This is a genomic window from Mesorhizobium sp. M0590 (assembly GCF_040320905.1).
Classification (GTDB): domain Bacteria; phylum Pseudomonadota; class Alphaproteobacteria; order Rhizobiales; family Rhizobiaceae; genus Mesorhizobium.
This window is the reverse complement of the sequence record NZ_JAMYQN010000063.1, coordinates 1-2,170: the sequence shown is the minus strand read 5'-3', so window position 1 is coordinate 2,170 and position 2,170 is coordinate 1. Positions and strand designations below refer to the sequence as shown.

Annotated in this window: 2 protein-coding genes; both read left to right on the top strand. The window is 62.5% G+C overall.

Features of this window, described 5'->3' with window-relative positions; genetic code table 11:
* On the top strand, positions 1-881 hold an 881-nt coding region (locus NKI52_RS32590), incomplete at its 5' end, for an MBL fold metallo-hydrolase (protein ID WP_352700862.1).
* A 209-nt stretch (positions 882-1,090) separates the two neighbouring features.
* A complete protein-coding gene (locus NKI52_RS32585) occupies positions 1,091-2,170 on the top strand; it encodes an IS630 family transposase (protein ID WP_352700861.1) in 1,080 nt (359 codons plus the stop codon).

The window sequence follows — 2,170 nt, the reverse complement described above, 5'->3', positions numbered from 1 at the left end:
CATCAATGGACGATTGGAGAATCGGGAATATCTGGGTAACCAGAATTCTGGAGATGTGCGACCCTCTGGGGACGCCGTCGGAGTGGTTCCCCGACTGCACCGACGAAGCACTCGAACCGCATCTTCATTGGCTCACGCCCCGATTGATATCGCCGGCAACCGGCCGGCTTATTCTTCCCATCCAGAGTTTTCTGGTTCGTACCGGCCACCACACCATTCTGGTCGACAGTTGCGTCGGCAACGACAAGACGTGCGCATACTTCCCGCATTGGCATCGCCGCAATGACGGCACCTTTTTGGCGCGCCTGGCGAATGCAGGTGTTGCTCCCGAGCAGATCGACTATGTGCTGTGCACCCATCTTCATATCGACCATTGCGGCTGGAACACACGATTGGTGGACGGGCGTTGGATACCGACATTCCCGAACGCCCGCTACATCATGGCGCGGCGCGAGTTCGAGGCCGCACAGGCCGCCTCCGGCGATGCCGACGAACGGACCTATGAGGACAATGTGCTGCCAATCGTCGAGGCTGGTCGGGCTGTGCTTGTCGATATGGATTATGAACTCGATGGCGAAGTGTGGCTGGAGCCGACGCCGGGCCACACCTCGGGGCACGTAGCCATCGGCCTGAGATCTCGAGGCACAGGGGCAGTGTTTTCCGGCGATCTCATGCATTGGCCGATGCAATGCATATACCCCGACTGGAGCTTTCGGTACGACACGGACCCTGATCAGGCACGTCGGACGCGGTGGGCATTCCTGGAGGCTTGCTCGGACAATGGACGTATCGTCATGACATCGCATTTTCCCTTGCCGTCGGTGGGAACTATCTCGCGACGCCAGTCATCATTCTGGTTCGAGGATCATCAGCCGCCGTAATCGCCGAGGACGCCGACCACGCGAACCCGAACGGCGGGGGCGACCGCGCTCGGCATGTCCGGCGCGCGGATCGCCGGGAGGGCCGCGCTGGAGGCTTAGCAAATGCAAGGCTGGCCCGCGCTCGCCACGATGTGCATCGGCGTCGGACAGGGCGTGACATAAGAGTGGGGTGGGATTCCTTTTCACGAGTGCGCATGCGAGTCTGTTGCATGCGCGCAGGAATATCGTTCACCGTTTCGCCAACCGATCGCCAGCGACTGACGGCGCTCATCCGGGATCGCAATACGCCGCAGAAGCATGTCTGGCGCGCCGAGATCATCCTGCTGAGCGTCAACGGCACCGGCACCGTCGAGATCATGCGGCAAACCGGCAAATCGAAGACCTGCGTGTGGCGCTGGCAGGAGCGCTTCGCCACTGAAGGCTTCGAGGGGCTGTTGCGCGACAAGACGCGGCCCTCGCGCATTCCGCCTCTCGGACCCGAGGTGGCCGAGCGCGTGGTGGCGCTGACGCTTGCCAATCTGCCGGGCGAGACGACGCACTGGACCGCCGACATGATGGCGCAAGCGGCTGGCATCAGCGCAAGCGCTGTGCGTCGCATCTGGAAGGCGCACGGGCTGCAGCCCAACCGCTGGCGCCAGTTCAAGCTCTCCAACGATCCCCAGTTCGTCAACAAGCTGCGCGACGTCGTCGGCCTCTATGTCGATCCGCCGGCTCACGCCATCGTGCTGTCGGTCGACGAGAAGAGCCAGATCCAGGCGCTCGACCGCACCCAGCCCGGCCTGCCCGTGACGAAGGGAAGGCTCGGCACCATGACCCACGACTACAAGCGGCATGGCACGACCACCCTGTTTGCCGCCCTCAACGTGCTCGACGGCACCGTTATCGGCAAGAACATGCAGCGGCATCGCCATCAGGAGTTCATCCGCTTCCTCAACGCCATCGAGGCGCAAATGCCGGCCAGCAAGGCCGTCCACGTCGTCCTCGACAACTACGCCGCCCACAAGCACCCCAACGTGCGCGCTTGGCTCGACCGCCATCAGCGCTTCACCTTCCACTTCACGCCGACGTCGTGCTCGTGGCTCAACGCGGTCGAGGGTTTCTTCGCCAAGTTGTCGAAGCGTCGCCTCGAGCGCGGCGTCTTCCATTCCGTTGTCGACCTCCAAGCGGCAATCAACCGCTTCCTCGTAGAGCACAACCAGCAACCCAAACCCTTCTCTTGGATCGCCGACCCCGACAAGATCATTGCCGCCGTCAAACGCGGGCACCAAGCGTTAGATTCCATCCACTAG